This window comes from Enterococcus sp. DIV1368d, from assembly GCF_050542975.1.
Classification (GTDB): domain Bacteria; phylum Bacillota; class Bacilli; order Lactobacillales; family Enterococcaceae; genus Enterococcus_D; species Enterococcus_D casseliflavus.
The window spans coordinates 2,161,459-2,184,073 of the sequence record NZ_CP172939.1 but is presented as its reverse complement, the minus strand read 5'-3'; the positions used below and the strand labels follow the sequence as shown (position 1 = coordinate 2,184,073).

Here is a 22,615-nt window from a genome sequence, read left to right as displayed (position 1 = left end):
GTAGTGTAGCATAAAAAAATGAGAGAATGAAAAAAGCAGACCAAAAGCAAGGGATTTTTATTTATTTTTTTATCAAAGGAATGACGAAAAGCGATGGTGAGTATTTTTTCAAAAAAATCAGCTGAAAAACCTTGAATTATTCCTTAAAGATGCTATAATATTCCAGTGTGCTTTCGTCACACGTTTTTTGTGTGTGCACATGAATCACCAAAGTGGGAGGAGAAATTTGGATCTCCAATTAACCACATCACGGACTCAAGGAGGTATGTCTCGTGGCAAAAAAAGTAGAAAAAATCGTTAAATTGCAAATTCCTGCAGGTAAAGCAACACCAGCTCCACCGGTAGGTCCTGCGCTAGGTCAAGCGGGTATCAACATCATGGGATTCACTAAAGAATTCAATGCTCGTACAGCTGATCAAGCAGGTTTGATCATTCCAGTAGTGATCTCTGTATACGAAGACCGCTCATTTACTTTCGTTACAAAAACACCACCAGCAGCAGTATTGTTGAAAAAAGCAGCAAACGTTGAAAAAGGTTCAGGCGAACCAAACAAAACAAAAGTTGCAAAAGTTTCACGCGATCAAGTAAAAGAAATCGCTGAATTGAAAATGGAAGACCTAAACGCAGCTGACGTTGAAGCAGCAATGCGCATGGTTGAAGGAACTGCACGAAGCATGGGGATCACTGTAGAATAATTACAGCCCTAAGGAAGTAGCTTCTCAGTCGGCTTCATATTGAAAAATATGGGACACGTGGGAGGTTCTACCGTTATAACCACATCAAGGAGGAAACAAAATGGCTAAAAAAAGCAAAAAAATGCAAGAAGCATTGAAAAAAGTTGATGCTACAAAAGCTTATTCAGTTGAAGAAGCAGTAGCTTTGGCAAAAGAAACAAATATTGCAAAATTCGACGCAACGGTTGAAGTTGCTTACAAATTAAACGTAGACCCTAAAAAAGCGGATCAACAAATCCGTGGCGCGGTTGTATTACCAAACGGTACTGGTAAAACACAAACAGTTTTAGTTTTTGCTAAAGGCGATAAAGCCAAAGAAGCAGAAGCAGCTGGTGCTGATTTCGTTGGTGACGACGATATGGTTCAAAAAATCCAAGGTGGCTGGTTCGATTTTGACGTTGTTGTTGCAACGCCTGACATGATGGCTACTGTTGGTAAATTAGGTCGTGTGTTAGGCCCTAAAGGTTTGATGCCTAACCCTAAAACTGGTACAGTAACAATGGACGTAACAAAAGCAGTTAACGAAGTTAAAGCTGGTAAAGTAACTTACCGTGTTGACAAAGCTGGAAACATCCACGTACCAATCGGAAAAGTTTCATTTGAAGATGACAAATTAATCGAAAACTTCAAAACAATCCATGAAACATTGTTGAAAGCTAAACCTTCAGCAGCAAAAGGTCAATACATGAAAAATATCTCAGTTACAACAACATTTGGACCTGGGATCCATGTAGAACAAGCTTCTTTCTAATTTAATACAAAAATTTAAAACTTTTATTGACTTGACTGCCTTATCTATGGTAAGGTAGTCAAGGTTAAAAGTTTAACTGTACCGAAGACAGTAGGTGGCATTTGCCTTAATTTCCTACCGAGGACGTTTATTGAGAACCTTCAATAGTCCCTCTATGTCTACGGTGGCATAGAGTTTTTTATTGTCTTTTTTTAAGACATAGGAACCGTTCGTTTCGAAGAAACTCTTCCATCAAAATCAGGAGGTGAAATATAAATGAGTGAAGCAGCTATCGCTAAAAAATCCGCGATCGTTGATGAAGTGAGTGAAAAATTCTCTGCAGCCGCATCTGTAGTCGTTGTTGACTACCGTGGACTAACTGTTGATGAAGTAACTCGCTTACGTAAACAATTGCGTGATGCAAACGTTGAGATGAAAGTTATCAAAAACTCAATTCTTTCTCGTGCTGCTGAAAAAGCTGGTCTAGAAGGTTTAGGTGAAGTATTCACTGGTCCTACTGCCGTAGCATTCAGTAACGAAGACGTTGTTGCACCTGCAAAAATCATTAACGATTTCGCAAAAGACGCAAAAGCTTTAGAAATCAAAGGTGGTATCATCGAAGGCAAAGTTTCTTCATTGGAAGAAATTACTGCATTGGCGAAATTGCCAAACCGCGAAGGACTTCTTTCTATGTTGCTATCTGTGCTACAAGCACCTATCCGCAACGTGGCTTACGCTGTCAAAGCAGTGGCAGAAAAAGAAGAAGATGCAGCATAATTGCCGCATGATTTTTCAGTATTAAAAAACTAAACTACTTACTTAAATGGAGGAAAACAAAATGGCATTGAACATTGAAAACATTGTCGAAGAGCTAAAAGGCGCGACAATCTTAGAATTAAACGATTTAATTAAAGCTATCGAAGAAGAATTTGGCGTATCTGCTGCAGCTCCTGTAGCTGTAGCTGGTGGAGCTGGCGATGCTGGTGCTGCTGAAGAACAAACTGAATTCACTGTAGAATTGACTGCAGCTGGCGATCAAAAAGTTAAAGTTATCAAAGCAGTTCGTGAAGCAACTGGCTTAGGCTTGAAAGAAGCGAAAGCAGTCGTTGACGGAGCTCCTTCAGCAGTTAAAGAAGGCATCTCTAAAGACGAAGCTGAAGCATTGAAAGCAGCTTTAGAAGAAGTTGGCGCTTCAGTAACAGTTAAATAATTTTTCTTAGTGTCAAATCCTTTTGTATGAAGGGATTTGGCGCTTTTTTTTTAGTACATGAAATTCCTGCAAAAGGAATAAGCAGCGATCCCCGTTTCTTACTAGCGAGGATCACTGCTTATTTTTTTCGGAATTGTTGGAATAGAAACACAAAAATAAAAAAGAAAAATGCTTCCCACAATGTTGTGGTCCAGCTAAAGCTGCGGTTGATACCAAAAACGAGATTACCGATATTGGAAACCACCAAATACAATGCTGTTGCAAGCAAAGAATAGCCGAGTCGTTTACCCATCATTACGCCTCCCTTTGCTATGATTGTAACAAGTCGAAAGAGTTGTGGCAATCAATTCTCTCCTGATGGAAAGGAATTGGTTGGCGGAAAGAGAATAAAACGAACGATCACAGTGGACCGTTCGTTTTATGATGGTCTATGGGTGTGGCTATTTCAATGGGACATCAAAGATCCAACCTGTTGGGGCCGCAATATCTCCAAATTGAATGCCGGTCAATTGATCATACAATGCTTTTGTTTGTGGACCAACTTCCGTTTCACTATAGAACACATGAAAATCCTCACCGTTTTGGATCCCGCCGATTGGGGAGATAACAGCAGCTGTTCCGCAGGCACCCGCTTCGACAAACCGATCCAGCTCATTAAGATAAACATCGCCTTCAACAGGGGTCAATCCTAATGAGTGTTGCGCTAGATGCAGCAATGAATATTTTGTGATACTTGGCAAAATAGAAGGAGATTTTGGTGTCACAAATTCATTGTCAGCCGTGATTCCGAAAAAGTTAGCAGAACCGACTTCTTCGATTTTGGTATGCGTTTCTGGATCCAGATAGATGCAGTCGGAAAATTTCCGCTGATGGGCTTCGTATCCAGGCAACAGACTCGCAGCATAATTTCCACCAACTTTGGCTGCGCCAGTACCATTTGGTGCAGCGCGATCATAATCAGAAACAATGAAATTGGTCGGTGTCAATCCGCCCTTAAAGTAAGGACCGACAGGCATACAAAAAACCGTAAAAATATACTCTGGTGCTGGACTGACACCGATGTTTTCTCCGACCCCAATCAATAGAGGACGAATATACAAGGTGGCGCCGCTGCCATAAGGCGGAACATATTCCTGATTTGCTTTTACTACTTGTTTTACCGCATCTAAGAAAAAGTCCTCAGGAACCTCTGGCATGCGCAGGCGATAGGCACTGCGATTCATCCGTTTGCTATTTTCGTCTGGACGGAACAAATTGATGCCGCCATCTTTTCTTCGGTAGGCTTTTAGTCCTTCAAAACATTGCTGTCCATAATGAAGAGCGGTTGATCCCTCGTGGATATGCAGATAATTATCCTCGGTAAGTTCGCCTTCATTCCAAGAACCGTCTTTCCATGTTGCCAAAAAACGCCATGGCGTCTTGATATAAGAAAACCCTAAATTTGACCAATCGATTGTCATTCGTTCACACCCTTTTTTAATTTTTCTAAGTATAGCACTTCAGAAAAGAAATGTCATTATTTTCTGAAAATTCTTCTGTAAGAATAGTTGGTGACATTGACGTGTAAAGGATAGGGAAGTGCTATTTGCTTGTACGAGTTCCCCAGTTTGTTTTTCTATAAGTTCTGTGCTTCAATGAGAGTATAAAAAAACAAAAAAGGGGGAACGTTTGTGATTGAGGAAGTGTTGACGGACAGTCTGGGGATCGCTGCTGCGTATCGACGATTGAAACCAATCATGATCCATACACCACTTGCACCAAGTAATATTTTAGGCAAAGAAAAAGAGGGCGCGATATTTTTGAAATTAGAAAATCTACAGCGTACCGGCTCCTTTAAAGCACGGGGGGCGTATAACAAGCTCGCTTCATTGACTGATGCAGAAAAACTTCGCGGTGTCATCGCCTGTTCTGCAGGGAATCATGCGCAAGGTGTTGCTCTGGCCGGATCGTTACTGGGGATCAATGTCCGAATCTTTATGCCATTAACGGCTGCTAAAACAAAAATAGAGGCGACAAGAAGCTATGGCGCACAAGTCGTTTTAGCAGGAGAGACGTTTGATGAAACCAAACAACTGACAGTAGACGCCATGAAAGACAGTGGCGAAGTTTTTGTCTCTCCCTTTGATGATCGTGCAGTAATGGAGGGGCAAGGAACGATTGCGATCGAACTGTTAGAGGATCTTCCAGATGTTGATAATGTCATTATTCCCATCGGCGGTGGTGGGTTGATCGCTGGGATGGCTTTAGCCTTAAAAGAACTTCGTCCAGAAGTCAAAATCATCGGCGTTCAATCCTATGGCGTTTATGGTATGATCGCATCGATCTGGCAGCAAAAGCTGGTAGCCAATCGTCGCAGTAGAACGATTGCCGATGGCTGTGATGTTGCTTTAGCAGGGGAGCTGACCTATGATGTTTTAAAGACCCGTATCGATGAAACGGTCTTAGTTGAAGAATCCGACATCGAACAAGCGATCCATTACTTGGCTTTGAAGGAAAAAGTCATTGCAGAAGGTGCTGGTGCATTAAGTACAGCGGCGATTTTAAGCGGACAGATCGATCATTTACTTCGAGGAAAGAAAACTGTGGCTTTGGTCTCCGGCGGCAATATTGATTTCTCTGTGTTTAAGGAAATGATTTGAATAAAAAGCATACTCAAGTAAAATCGATGAGGTGCATTTGAAATTATCAAAAGGATCTCTATATCTTTACCTTCGATAGGGTCAAAATCATTGTGACGATAGCTAAAGGATCTTGTCGATTCATGGTATGAATAGCAGTAAAAAAAAAGAGTTCCCGTTTGAAGGAACTCTTTTTTACATTCAAAACAACTATTCAACGATTAGAAACTGCGTCCGCCGCCGCCGAAAGTACCGCCGCCAGAAGAGTGGGTCGTACTGCCGCCGCCACCGCCAGAAAAACCGCCGCCACCGCCGCCTCCACCATTATTCGAAGGACGGGGGATTCGTCTGGTTGTGACAAAGGAGTTGACTAAGCGATCTTCTTTTTGGGTTAGATCAATACTTGATTTTTCTAGATAGTTAAATTTGTAGCCACCCATCTTTAATTGGTAACGGGATTTAACAATGATGAAAAAGGCGATACTGATCACTGCCGCGATCGCTAAGCAAATAGCAATTTCTAGTGGCGTCATCACTTTGTAATAAGTAATTTTTCCGGTATCACGATCGATACGATAATGATCGGCAGGAACACCCGCTTCCACAAAACCTTCTGCTTTTTGCAGATAGACCAATGCCGCTTGATAATAATTTCCCTCTGCCATCTGATCAAATACCGCATCAAGTAGCTTGTCTAGACGTGAATCGGTGAGGTAATCGATCATGTTTCCAGAAGTCGAAACGTGAAATTTACGTTGCGACATATCGATCACCAAAGCGGATCCGTTGTTGTCGTTGCCGATCCGTCGTGAAAGATACCGATCAGTATACAACTCGATATCTCCCGTGTTGCTGTTCGTTGTTTGAATAAACACTTCGCCTTTGATCTTCGCATTCAGCGCTTCTGCTTCTTCATTTAACTTCTGGATCTCTTGTTCGGTAAAAAGTCCAGCGTGGTCTGCGACTGTCTCTTCGGCTGCAAAGGCGGGCAGGGTGGTGAAGAAAAAGCCAACCAGCAGAAGCAACAAATAAGATAGTTTTTTCATAAGAAATACGCTCCAATCAATGCGAGGATGGTCGTTGCCGCGAAAATTGCGCCACTGACGATTCCCAAGCGTTTGTAACTGATCGGTAAAACACCGCTGACTTTTCCTGTTTGCCCATTCATCGCATAATAAAAGGCACTCTTGTTTTCATCATCGGCTCGATAGGTCACTAGCCATACAGGAAGCAAAACGTAATTGTTTTCTTCTTTTGTTAGATTGATGGATCGATTGTTGCGTTTAAAACTAGTATAGCCATTGACGGTACCTGCTAGCAGATTTTCAGCATACCCCGATAATTCGTTTTTGACTTCGTCGGAAAGATCAATGTATTCAATGTCTCTTTTTTCTGCTTGGAAGCCGGCTAAATACTGACTGCGAAAATTAACAGCTTTTTCAAGGGGAAACGGCTGAACGCCAGTCACCATTTTTTGCTGAACATTTTTTGACAACGCATGCTTGAGTAATTCGTTTATTTTGATTTTGCCTCGTCGCAAGACGTCGTATTGTTTATGCTCGGTATATTCAATGTCACCCACTCGCCAAATTCGCAAGGAGGTACCCATTCCTGAAAGGGAGCCGTTCATCTCGGCATCGACGACCCAATAAGGGAAGTATACGCCAGTCAATTTCTCTACTTGTGCTTGGTCGAAGAAATCCCGTGGGACGAATTTTTTCTTTTGCGCCCATTCTAAAAACTTTTGCGTTGCTTCTTCTTTTTCGATCGCAAAGGGAAGGACTTTGTTTGGCAAAAATTCTCCCGAAAGCCGTCCAGATAAAACGACCGGGTTATGGCAAAAGTAGCAATAGGTTGCAGCTGTAGTTGCATCCGTCACGATTTCAGCACCGCAGCTGGGGCAGGTGAAAAGGTCCATCTGTCCCGCTTGTGCATTGGCTTGTTGCTGCACTTCTTCTTCAAGGCTCGGCTCCGTCACTGAGGCAGCCGTGGCATCTACAGAAGAATCAGCGGCCATTTGCGCTTCTTTTTGCTTTTCTTCAAAGGCAGTGACTTCGTCTTCAGTAAAAATACTCAGACAAAATGGACAATGAAATTTTTGATCGCCAGGATCAAAAGTTAAAGCGCCCCCGCAATTGGGGCACTTATGTGTGATAACATCCATCAGCAATCCTCCTCAATTAGTCTACTGGGACACCTTTGAAAGGTTTGCCGCAATTCGGACAGAATTTTGGAATGCCGTTGGCTAAATCGATCACTTCACCACAATCGCTGCATTTCATTTTCAGGCTTGGTCCATCGCTCGTTGGTTTTGGCGTGCCGCAATTGCTGCAGAATTTACCAGTATTGGAGGTGCCGCATTGTGGGCAGTCCCAATGATCGGCGTTGTTTTGTGCGGGTGCCTGTTGCTGCTGCATCTGCTGCTGGTTGTTTTGTGACGCTTGGTTCAAATAACCGCCACCAGCATTCATCCCCATGCCCATGCCAACAAACCCAGTCGTAGCGCCAGCGGCATTGCTACCGGCAGATTCCATACCACGAGCAACCGAACCTTGAACATAGCCTTCACGAATCGAAGGGTCGCCTAACATTGCCCCTTGGTTCCGCATGTTGATCAATTTTACGGAATCATCCGTATAAGAGATGCTTGCGACGGCAACCGAAACGATTTCCATTCCTCGGAGTTCTCGCCAGCTGTCATCAAGAACTGTTCCCATATATTTGCTTAATTCCATGCTCTTAGATGGAACGTAAGAAATTCGTTCGCCATCAGCGGACATTTTGTTGATCGCTGTTTGTAGGGCGGTCAAAAATTCAGCTAAGTACTGCTCGTTGATGTCGTTGATATCGACTTGACTTTTGTTTTTTGGGATCGCATTCGTATAGAACAAAATTGGATCGGTAATTCGTAAGGAATAGTTTCCGTGCGCCCGCAAGAAAAGTTCTGCGTTGTAAAAGTTGTCAAAATAATTCAAAGGCGAGGAAGTACCGAAGCGAATCCCTTTGATTTCTTGTAGATTGATATAAAAAACTTGTTGTTTTTGCGGTGTAACGCCACCAAACTTAAAGCGGTCAAACGTTTCAGAAATCGCATCTTTCAATGAACCGTTTAACATTGAAGGCGCTAATTCGTTTTTCACTGTATAGTAGCCTTCTTCGGCGGTATAATCGATGATTCGCCCGCCATCAACCAATAACATCATCATATTCGGATAGACATGGATCACTGAGCCATCAGTGATGACATCTTCCGTGCCTTTTCTGTTGGAACCGCGTTTGTCATTACGCCGCACTTTGACACCTTTTGTCATTACTGTCGAATCGCTCATATTGTCAGGCTCGATCACCTCTAGCCATTGATCTGCTAATCCGCCGCCAATTGCGCTTGTTGCCGCTTTGATAATACCCATTTTCAGTCCTCCTTTAAATTGTTTTCATCACAATAGATGAACATAGATTCATTATACCATAGGAGGTGAGATTTACGTTATCAGTCTAAAGTTGGAGAGGAGTTTTTCGCAAAATCCATCAATAAACGGTTCGTTCGCAGGTGGATTTGAATAAAAGAGACAAATTGGAGGTTGCGGATTAAATTTCCATTTCTTTTGAGATTCCCCCACGCAAACGGTGGTTTTTTTGGCTGATATTACGTATAATAGAAGGTAGCGAATTTTGAAATGAGTGTGGAAAACTATGGCTTATCAAGCATTATATCGTGTTTGGCGTTCTCAGCGTTTTGATGATGTTGTCGGACAAAAAGCAATTACCCAAACCTTAAAAAATGCAATCGATCAAAACCAGATCTCGCATGCCTATTTATTTACGGGTCCTCGAGGAACCGGGAAAACAAGTGCAGCGAAAATTTTTGCCAAAGCCATCAATTGTCCGAACCAGGTCAACGGTGAGCCTTGCAATGAGTGCGACATGTGTCGCTCAATCACAGCAGGGACGCAAGAAGACGTGATCGAAATCGATGCGGCAAGCAACAACGGTGTAGAAGAAATTCGCTTTATTCGTGATCGTGCGAACTATGCACCGACTCAAGCTGAATACAAAGTTTATATCATTGATGAAGTGCACATGTTGTCAACAGGCGCATTCAACGCTTTACTAAAAACATTGGAAGAACCACGGAAAAATGTTGTCTTTATTTTGGCAACAACAGAGCCCCATAAGATTCCAGCAACGATCATTTCCCGAACCCAACGCTTTGATTTCAAACGGATCAATACGCAAGATATCGTGGGTCATTTAGAAACGGTCCTTACTACTAGTGAGATCAATTATGAAGCAGAAGCTTTACAGATCATTGCGCGAGCCGCAGAAGGCGGTATGCGGGATGCCTTGAGTATCACCGACCAGGCGATCGCTTTTAGTGATGGAACCGTAACGACCCAAGATGCTCTTGAAGTGACGGGCAGCTTGTCCTATGAAATGATGGACCGTCTGATGCAGGCTTGCGGGGAAAAAGAAGTTGCCGATGCGTTAGCGACCTTGCGGGAGTTATTAGACTCTGGTAAAGAAGCCCGACGTTTATTGGAAAACTTGTTGGTTTATTGTCGAGACTTGCTGATGTATCAACAAGCGCCGCAGCTGCTATCTGAAAAGTCGCTGCAGTTGACTGAAGCGTTTCAAACACTGGCAAAAAATACCCCGCCAGCAAAAATCTATCACTGGATCACGGTCTTAAACGATACGCAAAATGAAGTACGATTTACGAACAATCCTACGATTTATTTGGAAGTGGCTGTGGTCAAATTAGCCAATGATCCAGAAAGTGCTGCTGTTGCTAGCAATTCAGCTGATAATAGTCAAGAAGTGGCGCAGTTACGGCAAGCATTGCAAAAACTTCAGGCAGAGGTGCAACGACTGCAGGAGAATCGACCGGCAGGTGCCGTTGCGGAAACCACTGCGCCAGTGAAGAAAGCCAAGGCGACCACTACGTTCCGTTTACCAAAGGAACGCGTGTTCCAAGTACTGAAAAGTGCAACGAAGAAAGACTTGGCAAACGTTCGCAATGTTTGGGACGATCTTTTGATGTCTCTTTCCGTGACGCAAAGAGCGATGCTGCATTCCAGTGAAGCAAAAGCTGCCAGCGAATCGGGCGTCGTGATCGCTTTTGACTATGAGATCTTATGCCAGCGAGCAAGTAACGACCAAGAGTTTCAATTGATGATCCATAATCAATTGTCTCGCATGATCAAAGACTACGCCCCCCAGGCTGTCTTTATCACAAAAGAAAGTTGGCCAGCACTACGGCAAGAGTTTTTGGCCGGCGGTCAAGCAACGGCAGATACGGAAATTGAAGTAGACCAAGAAGAGACCGAAGCCGCTCCTGTCGAACCTGAAAATGACGACTTAGTAACAAAAGCGCAAGAGTTATTTGGTGAATTAACCAGCATTGAAGAAAATTAATGAAAATGGAGTGATTGATAATGATGCGAGGCATGGGAAATATGCAAGGCATGATGAAACAAATGCAAAAAATGCAAAAAGAAATGATGAAAGAACAAGAAGCGCTGAACAGCAAACAATTTATCGGCGAATCGACAAATGGCTATGTCAAAGCGACCTTTACTGGCGATAAGACGTTACAAGACATTACTATCAATGAAGCGATCGTTGATGCTGACGATGTGGAAATGCTGCAAGATATGATCATTTTAGCTGTCAATGACGGATTGAAGAAAATTGAAAAAGAATCGGAACAAACGATGGGCAAATACACAAGAAACATTCCGGGTCTATAAAAGGAGAAATGACGGTGCAATATCCTGAACCGATCGCCCGATTGATCGACAGTTACATGAAACTGCCGGGAATCGGACAAAAAACCGCGACACGTTTGGCATTTTATACGATCGATATGAAAGAAGAAGTCGTCAATGAGTTTGCCAAATCGTTGCTTAGTGTCAAACGAGATTTGCACTTTTGCAGTATTTGCGGAAATATAACTGAAGAAGATCCTTGTGAGATCTGTAGTGATCCAACAAGAGACAAAGAAACGATTTTAGTGGTTGAAGAGCCTAAAGATGTCATGGCACTAGAAAAAGTCCGGGAGTATCATGGACTTTATCATGTGCTGCATGGCGTGTTATCCCCGATGGAAGGGACAGGTCCAGAAGATATCAACATTGCATCGCTGATACAGCGGCTGCATGATGATCAGGTCAAAGAAGTGATTATTGCGACCAATGCGACCACGGAAGGTGAAGCAACGGCGATGTATATGTCACGTTTGATCAAGCCTGCTGGTATTAAAGTCACGCGTTTGGCTCATGGCTTATCTGTGGGCAGCGATATTGAATACGCGGATGAAGTGACCTTGCTAAAAGCAGTAGAAGGTCGCCGAGAATTATAAAGATATTGGAGGCAATTAGGGTGAATGGATTGTTTATAACCATCGAAGGACCGGATGGTGCTGGAAAAACCAGTGTGATCGAAGAGTTGTATCCTCGGTTACAGCTTGAAGCAACAAGAAAAATCGTGAAAACAAGAGAACCTGGCGGAGTTAAAATCGCTGAAAAGATTCGTAAAATTATTTTAGATCCGCGAAATGAAGAAATGGATGAGCGGACGGAAGCCTTACTTTATGCAGCGGCCCGCCGCCAACACTTGATTGAGGTTGTCCTGCCGGCATTAAATGCTGGACACATCGTGATTTGTGACCGCTTTGTTGACAGTTCGCTTGCCTATCAAGGAGCTGGACGCCGCATCGGGATTCCTGAGATCGCACGGATCAACGAGTTTGCGACGGAAGGAACGACGCCTGATTTTACCTTGTATCTAGATGTTGACTCTGATACTGGCTTGCGTCGCATCCAAGAAAACCGCGCACATCAATATGACCGCTTAGATTCGGAAGGATTGGAGTTTCACCAACGGGTTCGTCATGCGTATCTTAAGCTGGCGGAAGAAAATCCTGTACGCATTCATAAGATTGATGCTAGAATGGGGTTACAAGAAGTTGTTGAATCCAGCTATTCAGCAATCGTTGAATCGTATCCTGCTTACTTCAAGTCAATCTAGAGTAGGTTGGATAACACAAAGGAGATGGTCCCATGAAATTAATTATGGCAATCGTACAAGACAAAGACAGTAATCGTTTGGCAAATGAGTTTATTGATGCCAATATCCGTGCTACAAAATTGTCCTCAACGGGTGGGTTTTTAAAGGCTGGCAACAGTACGTTTATCATTGGTATTGAAGACGATCGGGTACAAGATGCATTAGAATTGATCAAAAAAACCTGTCAATCAAGAAAACAATATGTCTCGACACCGATGTCTTTAGACATTTCCTTAGACGGTCAAGTTCCTTATCCAGTCGAAGTCGAAGTCGGCGGAGCAACTGTGTTCGTGCTACCGGTTGACGGATTCCATCAATATTAAAAAAGGAGCTTTTCATGGAGGAGTTATTTCTACAAGAATATCAGCCTCTTGTTTTTGCCCAACTAAAAAAAAGTATCAAGCATGGGCGCATTGCTCATGCTTATCTTTTTGAAGGGGACAAGGGGACTGGCAAGCACGAATTAAGTCTGTGGCTCGCAAAACGCCTTTTTTGTACCAATGTGCAAGAAGAAGCCCCGTGCGGCACATGCAGCAATTGTCTGCGGATCGCCCAAGGAGAGCATCCTGACGTCATCCAAATCGAGCCGGATGGGCAGATGATCAAAGTCGACCAGATTCGGCAGCTGCAAGAGGAGTTCTCAAAAAGCGGCTTTGAAAGTCGTCTGAAAATCTTTATTTTGTCTCAAGCAGACAAAATGAACAACAGCGCTGCCAACAGCCTATTAAAGTTTTTAGAAGAACCGGTGGGAAACTTTTTGGCGATTTTAGAAACCGAGAGTTTAGGACGTATTTTGCCGACGATTCAGTCTCGCTGTCAGATCATTCATTTTTCGCCGCTGTCAAAAGAAAAACTACAGGAGAAGCTGCAAGAAGAAGGACTTTCCAAAGAGACGAGTCGACTTCTGAGCCACTTGACTAATAGTTATCATAAAGCAGTTGAAATCTCGCAGGATGAATGGTTTAATGAAACTAAGGATGCTGTTAAGCGTTGGGTGAATTACCTTTTGAAGAAAGACCCGCAAGCATTTATTTTTGTTCAGAAAAAATTATTGGGTCTAGCAAAAGAAAAAAATCAGCAATCAGAAATCTTTTTGCTCTTGTTATTTTACTTTCAAGAGGAACGAGATCGATTGTTGGCACAAGGTTTATGGGGAAAAGAGATCAATCGTGCCATTGAAGCCGCATTGCAAGCACAAAAAAAATTGCAAGCCAATGTGTCTTTCCAAGGAGTGGCAGAACAATTTTCCGTGAAAATCATCTATGGATAAAACGCAGCAGCCGGAAAAGGAGACCAGAGATGATCGAAGTTGTCGGAGTGCGTTATCATGACGTAGGCCAGATTTATTTTTACACACCAAAAAAACAGACCTATACCATAAATGAACAAGTCATCGTGGAATCACAAGATGCCAAATGTCTTGCCACGGTGGTTACCAAAAGCAGAAAAATGAATGAGAGCGATTTGCCTCAAGCAGTCAAACCGATCCTGCGTCGAGCGACGAAAAAAGATTTGGAGCAAGCTGCCGCCAATCAAAAAGCAGCAGACGAAGCGTTGAAAATTGGGAAAGAAAAAATCCGAGCACACCAGCTGCCAATGAAGCTGATTCGGGTGGCATATACCTTTGAGCGCACAAAACTGATTTTTTCGTTCACGGCAGAAAGCCGCGTTGATTTTCGTGAGTTGGTCAAAGACTTGGCAAGTGAATTTCATACACGGATCGAACTGCGCCAAATTGGTGTCAGGGATGAAGCAAAGGCGCTAGGCGGAGTTGGACCCTGCGGTCGCAAACTATGCTGTGCGACGTTTTTAGGCGATTTTATCCCAGTGTCCATCAAGATGGCTAAGGATCAAGGACTCTCCTTAAATCCTGCAAAAATTTCAGGGTTATGTGGTCGTTTGATGTGTTGTCTTAAGTACGAAAGTGAAGAGTATGAGCGTGCAAAAAAAGAATTGCCGGATCGCGGCAAGGAAGTTGAAACGCCAGATGGCAAAGGACGTGTGGTTGGGCTGGATCTGTTGAGCCGAGTGATCAAAGTCCGTTTGCATGATCGGCAAACACCAATCGAGTATGATTATGAAGAACTAGTGACAAAATAAGTAGGTGACCATAATGAGCATGGACAAACGATCAATATATGACGGATTGAATCAGTTAGAAGTGGAGTTGCAAAATTCCTTGAATAATCTAGCGGAAATGAAGCAGTCTTTGCAAGAAATCGTCGAAAAAAATACGACATTAGAATTGGAAAATCAACGCTTACGTGAACACATTCGTGAGTTGAACCAAGTGGCAGATGCACCCGCTGAATCGGTCAAACAAGAGCTTTCTAAATCACGGATGAATTTAGAAAAGATTTACGAAGAAGGATTTCATGTTTGTTATGACTTATACGGTTCTCGCAGAGAACATGACGAACCTTGTGCGTTTTGTCTAGAAGTGATCTATCGTGAAAGCGGCAAATAGCTGACAGACGAAGCGGTTCGTTAGAAAAAAGATCAGTTTCTGCTGGTCTTTTTTTCGAAAGGAGCAGTACATGCAAAAGCAGCAAAGTTATAAACATGACACTGGAAAACTGTATCTTGTTCCAACACCGATCGGTAACTTGGAAGATATGACGTTCCGATGTGTCAAAATTTTAAAAGAAGCGGACCTGATCGCAAGTGAAGATACTCGAAATACCCAGAAATTGTTAAATCATTTTGAGATTGCGACACCGCAAAAAAGCTTACATGAACACAATTATAAAGAACGGGTGCCACAGCTGATAGAACAGCTGCAAATGGGCAAGACTATTGCCCAATGCAGTGATGCTGGTATGCCCTCCATTAGTGATCCAGGTCATGAATTAGTCAAGGCGTGCTTGGTCGAAGGAATCGCAGTGATTGCGCTCCCAGGACCTACGGCTGGTTTGACCGCGCTGATCGCTTCTGGCTTATCACCGCAGCCGAATCTTTTTTATGGCTTTTTACCTCGTAAGAAAAAAGAACAAAAGCAAGCGTTAAGTGAATTGGCAAGCCAAGAAGCTACGATGATTTTTTATGAGTCACCGTATCGAATCGCAGCGACGATCGAAACGATGAAAGAGGTATTGGGAGAACGTCAAGCAGTTATCTGCCGTGAATTGACGAAAATCCACGAAGAATACTTGCGAGGGACCTTTTCAGAATTGATTGAATACCTCGACCAACAACCAATCAAAGGGGAATGCTGTCTATTAGTGGAAGGCGCTTCTGAAATCCCTGAAGTCGTTTATGAAGGAAGCTATGCTGAACAGGTGGCAGCCTTGATGAAAGAGGCAGACTTGTCCTCAAAAGAAGCCATCAAAGAAGTGGCTAAACGCAATCAAGTGAAGAAACAGCTTGTTTATCAAGCCTACCATCAATTAGAAACGTAATCATACCGAGAATTCTCTCGGTATTTTTTTGTCTTTTTTCGGACTTGTGTTAAATTATCTGACATCGACAGTTAGCTATTTTCAGAAAATTCACGATTTTCTCAGAAAAATCTAGATTATTTGAAAATATGATGTTAGGATAGCTAACATAAAGAAAAGGAGGCGTCAAAAATGAACACAGGGAATATTGCATTTATTTTAATTTGTAGCGGCATGGTTTTTCTTATGACTCCAGCATTGGCATTTTTTTACGGAGGATTGGAACGTCGCAAAAACATCCTCAATACCATGATGATGGTGATTTGTACGATGGGCTTGGCGTCTGTGCTATGGGTCGCTTTAGGGTATACCTTATCTTTTAGCGGCACAGGCTCATTTATTGGGAATTTAGATAAAGTCTTTTTCAATCATGTCTCGATGACAGAAGGAGAAGGGATTCCTGAAGGGTTATTTGCGGCCTTTCAAATGATGTTTGCCTTGATCACAACGGCGATCATTACTGGATCTGTCGTGGGCAGAATGCGTTTCTCAGCTATTTTCCTATTTATCGGCTTCTGGCTAGTTCTCGTGTATTTTCCAATGGCACATATGGTATGGGGCGGCGGTTTTTTAGATGCGATCGGCTCGATCGATTTTGCAGGAGGCAATGTCGTTCATATCAGTTCGGGTATCAGTGGGTTAGTCTTAGCGATCGTTGTCGGTAAGCGGCGAGAATTTCATCAAACCGAATATCGTCCTCATAATATTCCCTTTGTTGTACTAGGTGCTGGCCTTTTATGGTTTGGCTGGTTTGGCTTTAATGCTGGCTCTGCGTTAGCAGCTGATGGTCTAGCGATCCACGCCCTAATGACCACGAATACGGCAGCAGCCAGTGCGATGCTTTCTTGGATGCTGATCGAAAAAATCGTGTTGGGCAAACCGACGGTCGTTGGTGCGTGTACTGGAGCCGTCGTGGGCTTAGTTGCCATCACACCAGGTGCGGGATTTGTCTCGCTTTGGTCTTCCTTTATCATTGGCGCTTTAGTCAGTCCGTTTTGCTACTTCTTTATTTCTGTCATCAAACATCGATTAGGCTTAGATGATGCGCTGGATGCCTTTGGCTGCCATGGGGTAGGCGGGATCTTCGGTGGTTTGATGACGGGGATCTTTGCGGATCCAGCAGTGGGTGGACGGTCAGGATTGCTCTATGGCGGCGTTGATCTTTTTCTCGCACAAGCCGAAAGTATCGTATTTACGATTCTATTTGCAGGTATCTTATCCTTTGTCATTATCACTTTGATCAAATGGGTAATGCCGATTCGCGTATCGCAACAAGAAGAAGCAGTGGGGATGGATCGGATCGAACATGACGAAACGGCCTATCCTACCTTTATGGGGTTAGACTCTTAAGAGTGGAGGAGCAGTCATGAAAAAAGTTGAAGCGATTATTCGCCAAGAAAAATTAGAAGAACTAAAGGCCGCTTTGGACCAGTCTGATTTAATCAGCGGCATGACAGTCAGTCAAGTACTGGGCTGCGGCAATCAAAAAGGGCTCAAAGAGTTTATTCGTGGCCAAGAAGTGATCACAACTCTTTTACCAAAAGTAAATGTCCGTTTTGTTTTAGCAGATGAAAAAGTCGATGAGGTGATTGAGCTGATTGTATCGATCTGTCGGACAGATGAAGTCGGTGACGGCAAAATATTCGTCTACCCGTTGGAAGAAGCGATTCGGATTCGCACTAATGAACGAGGGGAAGCTGCCTTATAGTAGAACTTCTTGGACCATGAAGAGGGCCGCAAAAGCAGTGAATGTAGAAGGAAGGACCAATGAAGGTTGGTCCTTTTTGCGTGCTTCCCTCGATTCCTTGCTTGATAGGGAACCTCTGTTCGTTTATAATAAGAAGTGAGGTGAACAACGATGTCGGAACTGCAATTTCCCTTAAAAAATGATACGAGCCGCAAAATTATTCATATTGATATGGATGCTTTTTTTGCTTCGGTGGAAGAACGGGATGATCCAGAGCTTGCCAAGCATCCCCTCGTCATTGCCCGTCACCCAAGTGATACTGGCGGCCGAGGAGTGGTCACGACCGCCAATTATCTGGCACGACAATATGGCATCCACTCGGCAATGAGTGCGCAAAAAGCCTATGAGCTTTGTCCGCAAGCGATTTTTAAACCGGGAAATCATCAAAAGTATCGTGAAGTGTCCCAGCAAGTCAGAGAAATTTTTCATCGGTACACCGACATCATCGAACCAGTTTCTATTGATGAAGCGTATCTAGATGTCACAGTCAACAAGATCAATTGTCCTTCAGCAATTAAGATCGCTCGTTTGATTCAACGAGACATCTGGCAAGAGACTCATCTGACCTGTTCGGCAGGAGTCAGTTACAACAAATTCTTGGCAAAACTGTCTTCGGATTATCATAAACCACGAGGATTGACGGTGGTGATGCCAGATGAGGCAGTGGCATTTTTGCAACAATTACCCATTGATAAATTTCACGGGATCGGGAAGAAAACTGTTCCGCGGATGCATGAGTTAGGTATTTTTACAGGAGCTGATCTGTATGGCTGGAGTGAGATGGCGCTGATTCGTGAATTTGGCAAAATGGGGTATTCCTTGTATCGGAAAGTTAGAGGTATCCATGATTCCCCAGTTAGTGTGACGAGAGAACGGAAATCAGTTGGAAAAGAGCATACATACGGCAATCCATTAACCAGTGAAGAACAAGTATTGAGCCAGTTACGGGCTATCGCAGAAGAAGTCGAAAGATCACTGAAGCGCACACAAAAACATGGCAAGACGGTCGTGTTGAAAGTTCGTTACAGTGATTACTCTACGATCACCAAGCGAGTGACCTTGCCAACCTATGTTCATAAAAAAGAACAGTTATTTTCCGAAGCAAGTCTGATTTGGGAAGAAATTTTAGGTCTGGAAAAAGGCATCCGTCTTTTGGGGATCACCGTCACAAATCTTGATCCACTGACCTATGAAAATATCGTACTGCCCTTATGGCAACTATCTGACGAGCAGTAGGCTGAAGAGGAGGAGCAAAATGACACTCTATCAAGTATATGACACGATGACAGGATTGGCTAATCAGGAGCGAAGTGAAAAAATGGCCGCCTACATGCGGCATCAGTTTGATTTTTTAGGCATTCCTACGCCGTTGCGCCGCCAGCAGGAGAAAGCGACCTTCAAAGCAGCAAAACAAACGAAAACGGTTGATTGGGACTTTATCGATCATTGTTGGCAAAGCAGCTATCGGGAACACCAATACCTTGCGATTGATTATTTAGTGGTGATGGAGCCGTTTCTAGCAGCCATCGATCTGGCAAAAATTGAACAGCTAGTCATAACAAAAGCTTGGTGGGATAGCGTGGACGCCCTAAGTGAGGTTGTCAGAAAACTAGTTCGCCGACTGCCAGCGTTAAAAGCTGAAATGCTTCGCTGGAGTCTTGAGGAAAATCTTTGGCTGCGGCGAGTGGCAATACTCCATCAACTGCTGCAAAAAGAACAGATGGATCGACCACTGCTTGAAGAGGTCCTCGTCAATAATTTGGGGAGTTCTGAATTCTTTATCAACAAAGCCATTGGCTGGAGCTTACGAGATTATGGCAAGACGAATCCTCAGTGGGTCCAAGACTTTCTGCTTCGCTATCAAACAAGTCTGGCGCCTTTGACGATTCGTGAAGCAAGTAAGTACCTGTAAAAAGCTTGGTCACTGAGTTGAGATAACATAAAAAAACACCGTGCATCATCTTTGAAGGAAGAGGAGGTGACCGCCAAAAGTTCGATTTTTTGGTCTAACTTTTGGGGTCACCTCAAGATGCACGGTGTTTTTAGTTTTTAAATTTGTTTTTTGATTTGTTCGTAGCTTGCTTCAGCATCTTTGCACTTTGCCCAGATAACCGCTTTTCCTTGTTCCCGAGATGCAGCAAGATCAATGATTCGTTGATTGCTGCTGCCGCGAAACTGCAAGTTTAAATTTCGTTTGCTCAGTTCAAAACGACCGTCGACTAAAATATCGATTTTGGATAAAAGTTCCAATTTATCGGGTGTTTCCAAAAGCAATTCTTCATAGGTGTAGCCTGACCAGCTCCAAATATCTTTGCTGTGCCCAAATTCAGCACGAACCCGATCAACGACTTTCAGACAGACTGTCGTGTTCAGGAAAGGTTCGCCGCCTAGGAGGGTCAGTCCTTGGACATACTCATGTCGCAGATCTTCGATGATTCGATCCTCTAGTTCTTGCGTAAAAGGTGTGCCATAGCGAAAGTTTTGGACTGCTTTGTTGAAACAGCCTTCGCAAGCAAAGAGACAGCCGCTCACGTATAAACTATTTCGAATGCCTTCACCATCAACAAAGTTGAAGGCTTTGTAATCAGCAATATAATTTTGGCTATATTCTTTGGCTTGCCATTCTTTAGGTTTCGGATTTCTCATAGGAAAACTTCTTTCTATCATGAATTACAGGGATTGGTCTTCAAGAAAAGGAGTGTAGAAGAATTCTAGCACTCCTTTTTCGTTTATTCTTGCAAATGTTTGACCCGGGCAGAAATTTCTTTGTGCCGTCCATTGACCATTGGACGAGCTTGAGGATTTCCAAGATACCCACAGGTTCTTTTGACGACGTCACAACTTTTTGGGTCATGATTGCCACATTGTGGACATTCAAAGCCCCGTTCGGTTGGGTTGAAGTCTCCTTCATACCCACACTCGTAACAGTGGTCGATAGGGGTATTTGTTCCAAGATAGGCGACCCGATCATAAGCGTAATCCCAAACCGCTTCTAACGCTTTTGGATTTTGCTGCAAGACTGGGTATTCGCAGTAATGAATAAACCCGCCAGAACAGTATTTTGGATACTCTTTTTCAAAATCAAGTTTTTCAAATGGTGTCGGATTTTTCCGCACATCATAGTGGAAGCTATTGGTGTAGTATTCTTTGTCGGTAATGTTTTCAACTTCACCGAATTTTTCGGTATCCAAGCGGCAGAAACGATCAGTCAGGCTTTCACTAGGCGTTGAGTACACGCTGAAATGATAGCCGTATTCATCGCCCCAGGCATCAGCATGAGCTTTCAATTCTTTCACGATCGCTAGGGTAAAGGCTTTTGCTTCTGGATCTTGTTCCCATGTTCCACCATAAAAAGCCGAAGCAGCTTCATACAAACCGATATATCCAAGAGAAACAGTAGCACGTTTGTTTTTGAATAGTTCATTTACATTGTCTTTGCGATCTAAACGTTCACCAAAGGCTCCGTACATGTAGAGGATCGGCGCATTCGCAGGGCTGGCTTCTTTACAGCGCTCCACCCGATAGACAAGAGCATCCTTGACGATTTGCAGACGATCTTCCAGCAGCGTCCAGAATTTTTCTTGATCACCATTTGCTTCTAAGGCGATCCGGGGAATATTTAATGTCACGACACCTAGATTCATCCGACCGACATTGATTTCTTCACCACGTTCGTTTTTCCAGCCTTGCAAGAAAGAACGACAGCCCATCGGCACTTTAAAGCTGCCGGTCAATTCAACCAATTTATCATAATTCAAAATATCAGGATACATCCGTTTGGTGGCACACTCTAAAGCCAGTTCTTTAATATCATAGTTCGGATCGGTAGGGGCCAAGTTGACGCCACGGCGAATACTAAAGATCAATTTTGGAAAAATAGCGGTACGCTTTTCACTGCCTAACCCGTTGATGCGAATTTGGAGAATCGCTCGTTGGATCTCCCGTTCGAACCAGTTGGTTCCTAAACCAAAGCCAAGGGAAGTAAACGGCGTTTGCCCGTTCGAGGTGAATAACGTATTGATTTCGTATTCTAGACTTTGCATTGCGTCGTAGATATCTTTGCGTGTTTTGCTCTTCGCGTAAGCTTCTCGACGTTCAGGTGCCTCGATCCATTCTTCGGCATCTTTTAGATGCTTTTGATAATTCAACTCAGCAAAAGGAGCCAATAATTCATCTGTTCGATCAGCAGAACAGCCGCCATATTGACTCGATGCTACGTTTGCAATGATTTGTGAGATTTGAGCGGTGGCCGTTTGGATCGATTTTGGCGATTCCACTTCGGCGTTCCCAATTTTAAACCCATTATTCAGCATGCCTTTAAAATCGATCAAGCAGCAGTTGGTCATTGGGGTGTAAGGATGATAATCCAAGTCATGGTAATGAATGTCGCCTTTTTGGTGAGCATTTGCCACGTGAGGAGGGAGCATTTTCAAACCGATCGATTTTCCTACGATCCCAGCGGTCAAATCACGTTGTGTATTGAACACATTGCTATCTTTATTGGCATTCTCATTGACGACCGATTGATCTTTATTCATCAATTTGTTGATCGTAAAGTTGATGTCTGTGGCTTTGCTGCGCTCGAAATCACGACGGGTCCGATAGTTGATATATTCTTCAGCCAAGGCATACTCGTTTTTTGCTAATAAGATATGCTCGACGATATTTTGGATCTCATAGATTTTTACATTCGTACGAAAACGTTCCGCGATCTCGTGATCGACACTGTCAACGATCTCGGTGATTTTTTCGTGGTCGATGGGAGAAAGCTCGCCGTTGATTTTTCTTAGGGCTTTCACTAACGCATCGTAAATTTTTTGATCATCAAAATCGACAAGCCGTCCATCACGTTTTACGATTTTTAACTGACGCAAAGCGGACTGTCTTTCCAACCCTTGCTCAGGATTTCTCTTAATGTTCATCATTTCTACCACTCCTTATCTTCCTCAATATAATAAAACAAATTGTAGAAATGAGCAACTATATATAGTGGTGAATAAGGGTTGGTAAATTGGATATGCACAATATATGGTGTATATTCATTGGGGTGTTTTCTGAGAAAACTGATAAG

General features: G+C 43.3%; 25 protein-coding genes and 1 other annotated feature. Of the genes, 18 read left to right on the top strand and 7 right to left on the bottom strand.

Translation table 11 applies throughout. From position 1 onward, the window contains the following. The first annotated feature begins 272 nt into the window (after positions 1-272). The 4 genes from rplK (at position 273) to rplL (ending at position 2,674) form a co-directional block, all read left to right on the top strand. On the top strand, positions 273-695 hold the full coding sequence (rplK, locus tag IGJ44_RS10145) for a 50S ribosomal protein L11 (RefSeq protein WP_005229787.1): 423 nt from the start codon (positions 273-275) through the stop codon (positions 693-695). Between the two features lie 100 nt (positions 696-795). Further along, complete coding sequence (gene rplA, locus IGJ44_RS10140; RefSeq protein ID WP_005229790.1) at positions 796-1,485, top strand: 50S ribosomal protein L1; 690 nt, start codon at positions 796-798, stop codon at positions 1,483-1,485. 63 nt (positions 1,486-1,548) lie between these two features. Beyond that, positions 1,549-1,675, top strand: a sequence feature (ribosomal protein L10 leader region). Between the two features lie 65 nt (positions 1,676-1,740). Continuing rightward, the gene (rplJ, locus tag IGJ44_RS10135) at positions 1,741-2,241 is read left to right on the top strand and encodes a 50S ribosomal protein L10 (RefSeq protein WP_016610861.1); all 501 of its coding nucleotides are present in this window, start codon (positions 1,741-1,743) and stop codon (positions 2,239-2,241) included. A 61-nt stretch (positions 2,242-2,302) separates the two neighbouring features. Further along, entirely contained in the window at positions 2,303-2,674 is a 372-nt protein-coding gene (rplL, locus tag IGJ44_RS10130) for a 50S ribosomal protein L7/L12 (protein WP_003127081.1), read from the top strand. Between the two features lie 118 nt (positions 2,675-2,792). Here rplL and IGJ44_RS10125 read toward each other — a convergent pair whose 3' ends face one another. After that, on the bottom strand, positions 2,793-2,966 hold the full coding sequence (locus IGJ44_RS10125) for a hypothetical protein (RefSeq protein WP_005231922.1): 174 nt from the start codon (positions 2,964-2,966) through the stop codon (positions 2,793-2,795). A 148-nt stretch (positions 2,967-3,114) separates the two neighbouring features. Continuing rightward, entirely contained in the window at positions 3,115-4,134 is a 1,020-nt protein-coding gene (locus IGJ44_RS10120) for a branched-chain amino acid aminotransferase (protein ID WP_005229799.1), read from the bottom strand. Positions 4,135-4,344: 210 nt separating this feature from the next. Here IGJ44_RS10120 and IGJ44_RS10115 point away from each other — a divergent pair, with 210 nt between their 5' ends. Further along, positions 4,345-5,313, top strand: a complete 969-nt coding sequence (locus tag IGJ44_RS10115) for a pyridoxal-phosphate dependent enzyme (RefSeq protein ID WP_074535169.1) — start codon at positions 4,345-4,347, stop codon at positions 5,311-5,313. Between the two features lie 200 nt (positions 5,314-5,513). Here IGJ44_RS10115 and IGJ44_RS10110 read toward each other — a convergent pair whose 3' ends face one another. From IGJ44_RS10110 to IGJ44_RS10100, 3 genes are read right to left on the bottom strand one after another with little or no spacing between them, the layout of a single operon-like run. Beyond that, complete coding sequence (locus IGJ44_RS10110; protein WP_074535170.1) at positions 5,514-6,338, bottom strand: TPM domain-containing protein; 825 nt, start codon at positions 6,336-6,338, stop codon at positions 5,514-5,516. Then, positions 6,335-7,456, bottom strand: a complete 1,122-nt coding sequence (locus IGJ44_RS10105) for an ATP-binding protein (protein WP_074535171.1) — start codon at positions 7,454-7,456, stop codon at positions 6,335-6,337. Before IGJ44_RS10105 ends, IGJ44_RS10110 begins: the two co-directional genes overlap by 4 nt. Positions 7,457-7,472: 16 nt before the next feature. After that, on the bottom strand, positions 7,473-8,702 hold the full coding sequence (locus IGJ44_RS10100; protein ID WP_074535172.1) for an SPFH domain-containing protein: 1,230 nt from the start codon (positions 8,700-8,702) through the stop codon (positions 7,473-7,475). A gap of 283 nt (positions 8,703-8,985) precedes the next feature. On the opposite strand from IGJ44_RS10100, the gene dnaX reads away from it, so the two are divergent. The 13 genes from dnaX (at position 8,986) to IGJ44_RS10035 (ending at position 19,456) form a co-directional block, all read left to right on the top strand. Continuing rightward, positions 8,986-10,707, top strand: coding sequence for a DNA polymerase III subunit gamma/tau (gene dnaX, locus IGJ44_RS10095; RefSeq protein WP_074535173.1), 1,722 nt, complete (start codon positions 8,986-8,988; stop codon positions 10,705-10,707). Positions 10,708-10,727: 20 nt separating this feature from the next. After that, positions 10,728-11,042, top strand: coding sequence for a YbaB/EbfC family nucleoid-associated protein (locus IGJ44_RS10090; RefSeq protein WP_005229811.1), 315 nt, complete (start codon positions 10,728-10,730; stop codon positions 11,040-11,042). 14 nt (positions 11,043-11,056) lie between these two features. After that, the gene (gene recR / locus IGJ44_RS10085) at positions 11,057-11,653 is read left to right on the top strand and encodes a recombination mediator RecR (RefSeq protein ID WP_005229813.1); all 597 of its coding nucleotides are present in this window, start codon (positions 11,057-11,059) and stop codon (positions 11,651-11,653) included. Between the two features lie 20 nt (positions 11,654-11,673). Continuing rightward, positions 11,674-12,321 (top strand): dTMP kinase, encoded by a 648-nt coding sequence (tmk, locus tag IGJ44_RS10080; protein WP_005229815.1) that lies wholly within the window; start codon positions 11,674-11,676, stop codon positions 12,319-12,321. 32 nt (positions 12,322-12,353) lie between these two features. After that, positions 12,354-12,683, top strand: coding sequence for a cyclic-di-AMP receptor (locus IGJ44_RS10075; RefSeq protein ID WP_005229817.1), 330 nt, complete (start codon positions 12,354-12,356; stop codon positions 12,681-12,683). A 14-nt stretch (positions 12,684-12,697) separates the two neighbouring features. Beyond that, complete coding sequence (holB, locus tag IGJ44_RS10070) at positions 12,698-13,630, top strand: DNA polymerase III subunit delta' (protein WP_005231923.1); 933 nt, start codon at positions 12,698-12,700, stop codon at positions 13,628-13,630. A 29-nt stretch (positions 13,631-13,659) separates the two neighbouring features. After that, complete coding sequence (locus IGJ44_RS10065) at positions 13,660-14,460, top strand: PSP1 domain-containing protein (RefSeq protein ID WP_005229821.1); 801 nt, start codon at positions 13,660-13,662, stop codon at positions 14,458-14,460. Between the two features lie 19 nt (positions 14,461-14,479). Further along, positions 14,480-14,827: a DNA replication initiation control protein YabA gene (locus tag IGJ44_RS10060; protein WP_026008088.1), complete on the top strand. Its 348-nt coding sequence runs from the start codon at positions 14,480-14,482 to the stop codon at positions 14,825-14,827. Positions 14,828-14,897: 70 nt separating this feature from the next. Then, positions 14,898-15,758, top strand: a complete 861-nt coding sequence (rsmI, locus tag IGJ44_RS10055; protein WP_005229825.1) for a 16S rRNA (cytidine(1402)-2'-O)-methyltransferase — start codon at positions 14,898-14,900, stop codon at positions 15,756-15,758. 171 nt (positions 15,759-15,929) lie between these two features. Continuing rightward, complete coding sequence (locus IGJ44_RS10050; protein WP_074535174.1) at positions 15,930-17,147, top strand: ammonium transporter; 1,218 nt, start codon at positions 15,930-15,932, stop codon at positions 17,145-17,147. 16 nt (positions 17,148-17,163) lie between these two features. Continuing rightward, complete coding sequence (locus IGJ44_RS10045) at positions 17,164-17,505, top strand: P-II family nitrogen regulator (RefSeq protein WP_074535175.1); 342 nt, start codon at positions 17,164-17,166, stop codon at positions 17,503-17,505. Between the two features lie 150 nt (positions 17,506-17,655). Beyond that, a complete protein-coding gene (gene dinB, locus IGJ44_RS10040; protein ID WP_005229832.1) occupies positions 17,656-18,780 on the top strand; it encodes a DNA polymerase IV in 1,125 nt (374 codons plus the stop codon). Between the two features lie 19 nt (positions 18,781-18,799). Then, positions 18,800-19,456, top strand: coding sequence for a DNA alkylation repair protein (locus IGJ44_RS10035; protein WP_074535176.1), 657 nt, complete (start codon positions 18,800-18,802; stop codon positions 19,454-19,456). Between the two features lie 137 nt (positions 19,457-19,593). On the opposite strand, the gene nrdG is transcribed toward IGJ44_RS10035, so the two are convergent. After that, entirely contained in the window at positions 19,594-20,190 is a 597-nt protein-coding gene (nrdG, locus tag IGJ44_RS10030; RefSeq protein WP_074535177.1) for an anaerobic ribonucleoside-triphosphate reductase activating protein, read from the bottom strand. Between the two features lie 83 nt (positions 20,191-20,273). After that, complete coding sequence (gene nrdD, locus IGJ44_RS10025; RefSeq protein ID WP_081116412.1) at positions 20,274-22,469, bottom strand: anaerobic ribonucleoside-triphosphate reductase; 2,196 nt, start codon at positions 22,467-22,469, stop codon at positions 20,274-20,276. Positions 22,470-22,615 lie beyond the last annotated feature (146 nt).